At 60.5% G+C, this 3,074-nt stretch carries 5 protein-coding genes; 4 read left to right on the forward strand and 1 reads right to left on the reverse strand.

What is annotated here, in order from left to right; translation table 11 throughout:
* Positions 1-96: 96 nt before the first annotated feature.
* A complete protein-coding gene (locus tag WAW39_RS12755) occupies positions 97-348 on the reverse strand; it encodes a hypothetical protein (RefSeq protein WP_422319372.1) in 252 nt (83 codons plus the stop codon).
* Between the two features lie 570 nt (positions 349-918).
* Here WAW39_RS12755 and parS point away from each other — a divergent pair.
* The 4 genes from parS to WAW39_RS12775 form a co-directional block, all read left to right on the forward strand.
* Positions 919-1,434 (forward strand): type II toxin-antitoxin system Xre/ParS family antitoxin, encoded by a 516-nt coding sequence (parS, locus tag WAW39_RS12760; protein WP_422319374.1) that lies wholly within the window; start codon positions 919-921, stop codon positions 1,432-1,434.
* Positions 1,431-1,883 (forward strand): RES family NAD+ phosphorylase, encoded by a 453-nt coding sequence (locus WAW39_RS12765; RefSeq protein WP_422319376.1) that lies wholly within the window; start codon positions 1,431-1,433, stop codon positions 1,881-1,883. Before parS ends, WAW39_RS12765 begins: the two co-directional genes overlap by 4 nt.
* Before the next feature lie 388 nt (positions 1,884-2,271).
* Complete coding sequence (locus WAW39_RS12770) at positions 2,272-2,394, forward strand: hypothetical protein (RefSeq protein ID WP_422319378.1); 123 nt, start codon at positions 2,272-2,274, stop codon at positions 2,392-2,394.
* Between the two features lie 178 nt (positions 2,395-2,572).
* Positions 2,573-3,074, forward strand: a 502-nt coding sequence (locus WAW39_RS12775) for a hypothetical protein (RefSeq protein WP_422319380.1), incomplete at its 3' end; no start/stop codon positions are given.

Genomic DNA, 3,074 nt, shown 5'->3' on the forward strand with positions numbered 1-3,074 from the left:
GGGTCAGGCAACAACACGGCGGCCCGCAGCGCGCCCGCCTTGCCATGTCCGCAGCATCCACCACCCGCACTCCACGACGCGCCCCGCCAGCGTGAATCAAATGCGCTGCTGCTTTTTGAAGACCCAGACGACCACGAAAGCCAGCGCCGCGTAGGCCGCATTGAAAGCCACGTCCCAGCCATCGCACGTCTTGTGGGTGACGACCACCCCCAGGATGCGCGAGACATGCACCGCCAGCATCAAGGCGAGCACCAGCGCCGGGAGGCACACCCGCGATTTCATCCGCACAATGACCCACAGCAAATACACCGCCGCCGCCATGGATGAAGCCAGATACAAGCCGTTCATAAGTGATGCTCCTTTTACCTGACCGGCGGGAAAAACACCAGCCCTCATTCCAGCCCACCGCGCCTAGACCGTCGGAGGCAGGGCAGGGGAAACCCGCCTGCGCCCGCTGTTTGCTAGCCCACGGCAGGGACGCTCGTCTTTGCCGCAGAGAAGCAAAGAGGCAGAGGGAGCAGAGAGCCTGAATCAGAGTCAAAGCGTGGATTGCGCATGCAGGATCCATCTGCCGAACCAAGATCCCTGACCGCTGACGTGAAGCTCACAAGACGCTGATAGTTGAAGTCAGAAATGACGGATTCCGGATTGATTCGCTTCGCGCCCCCTTCGGGCTCCCTGCGGTCGTCTGACTCGCTTCGCTCGGCTCAGTATTAGCGTCAAGTCAGCGTCTCATCAGCGGTTCAAACCCCCTGCATTTTCACCCCAAGCTCCCGATCCCACATCATCCGAGTACCAGTGGATGCACCACAACCGTGAGGCCATGCTGCCCCCTTCCGCCGCCAGAAGGCAAGGCCCCTGTGGTGCCTCAAAAACGTGATTGACTTTGGTGTCAAATGATACATAAATAAGTATCAAATGAAAAAAGACTCCACCCTCGTCCAAGAGATAGCCCCCGTATATCACGCCCGCGCAGAAGGCGGCGTGGGTGCGCGGAAAGCCGGCGGCGGCATCGTGGCTTACCTGGCGCATGGCGCTGCAGGCAGGCATGCACCGCTTGAGTTCACCACGGCCCGGCTCATCCAGTCCCTCAAGATCGGGCTTCCCGTGCAGGAGTTGGATGACTTGCGCAGCTGCCTGGACGTCTCCATGGAAAGGCTCGTGCCCATGCTCGGCATCTCCAAGGCCACGCTGCACCGGCGCATGGCGGCAGGCAGGCTGGACCCGGCAGAATCAGACCGCGTCGTGCGCTTCGCCCGGCTCATGGGCAAGGCCGTGGAGGTCATGGAGTCCGTGGAGAATGCGCGTGCATGGCTCACCTCCGCGCAGCGCGGCCTCGGTGGTGCGGTGCCGCTGGAGTACGCAGAGACAGAGGTCGGCGCCCGTGAAGTGGAAGACCTCCTCGGCCGCATTGAATACAGCGTTTACTCATGAAGCTGCAGGCCTGGCGCATCGTGAAAGCAAAGCACGCCGCCACCGCCTTCAGCGGCGAAGGCGCGCGGCTCTACGGCGGCCGGTGGAATTCCCCCGGCGTCAGCCTCGTGTACACCAGCAGCACCCAGGCGCTGGCCGTGCTGGAGTCCCTCGTGCATCTCAATCCGCCCGTCATCTTCACCTACGCCGCCATCCCGCTCGAGTTCGAGGCCGCGCTCGTGGAAAAAGTCACCGCATTGCCCCCCGGCTGGGCGCTCTCGCCAGCCCCTCCTTCCACCCGTGCGCTGGGCGATCTCTGGGCCAAAGAAGCCCGCTCCGCCGTGCTGGAGCTCCCCAGCGCCATCATCCCCGGCGAGTCCAACTACCTCCTCAATCCCGCGCACCCCGACTTCAAAAAAATCGTCATCGGCAAGCCCGTGCCCTTCTCCTTTGATCCCCGACTGCTCTGAGGCAGCGCAAAAGAAGCACGAGCAAGCAGCGCGAATGACGCCGCAGCGGCCTCAGTAAAAGCCGCGCTCAATACCGGAACAGCAGCATCGCCCGCTCACCCGCTGAAACGCCAGTCCTCGCTCCCTCACAGCGCCTAAAATTTCCCCGGCCAGATCCCCCCAACACGCAGCATCCGCCTGCTTCAGCAGGATTCAATCGCGCCCACCGCCACAGCGCCTTAATACTCGTTAACGCTTAAATCATTCACCCAGAGAAGGTTTCAACACTTATTTAATATTGTAAGAAATTTGTATTGATAAATTTGAATTTAGGGCTCATCCTATAAGCGTGATTATACTACGAACATTAGGAGGCGCGATTGGTTCCATGTTTACTTTAGGATCAGCAATGACTCCTATCGAGCTTGATCTATTACCGCGCATATTCGTCGGCGTGTTTGGCCTCTCCATGGTCATCACCGCCGCCATCGCCAAAGACAAGACCATCGAACGCTGGTTCGGCGGACTGTGAAGTTCCAGGCAGGCCCAGGGCAGGGGACACGCGTGACCGGTTTCCTTTCAGAAGCCGCGCACACCCTTGCCTGCTTGCCGCGCAGCCGCCACTGAAACAGCGTGCGCTAGGAAAACGAACCATCAATCATTCTGGAGATACGCGTTGTGCGTACGTGTTTCCCACCTAGTACACCCGCATGAAGCAACCGGCCTGCCTCCTTCTCGTTCTCCTCGCTCCGCTGCTCATGTTGCATGACGCCCGTGCGCAAAACGCCGGCGGCGTGCGCGCCTTCAAGGACATGCTCAAAGACATCCCCGCCAAGGAGATGCTGAAACTCTGGAGCGACAAAAAAGCCGAGGTCGCCCTCAGCATCACCCGGCAGATCGAGACCAAGGAAGTCGGCAAAGTCGGCACCTACCGTGGCAAAGTCACCAAGCTCGACCCCTACTCCTTTCGCAATGAGAACCTCGTCGGCTGGCGTCTCGGCGTGGAGGAAAATTTCAAACGCGGCGGCGACACCCTCCTCGTCTTCTCCTGGGTCATGGTCCACACCGATCCCCAGGGCCTCATCCCCAAGATCCGCCTCGGCGATGAAATCACCGTCACCGGCACCGTCAACCGCGCCGAGCTCACCGCCATCGACAATCCCCGGCTCAATGTCGATCTCATCGTCCCCGTCATGAACAACGGCAAAGGCG

It is taken from the genome of Prosthecobacter sp. (assembly GCF_049294395.1).
GTDB lineage: Bacteria > Verrucomicrobiota > Verrucomicrobiia > Verrucomicrobiales > Verrucomicrobiaceae > Prosthecobacter.

What these genes read in the sequence shown, in the direction of transcription:
- WAW39_RS12765 (WP_422319376.1), top strand. Translation starts at nt 1,431, where the DNA reads ATGAAGCTGCAGGCCTGGCGCATCGTGAAAGCAAAGCACGCCGCCACC.
- parS (WP_422319374.1), top strand. Translation starts at nt 919, where the DNA reads ATGAAAAAAGACTCCACCCTCGTCCAAGAGATAGCCCCCGTATATCAC.
- WAW39_RS12755 (WP_422319372.1), bottom strand. Translation starts at nt 348, where the DNA reads ATGAACGGCTTGTATCTGGCTTCATCCATGGCGGCGGCGGTGTATTTG.
- WAW39_RS12770 (WP_422319378.1), top strand. Translation starts at nt 2,272, where the DNA reads ATGACTCCTATCGAGCTTGATCTATTACCGCGCATATTCGTCGGCGTG.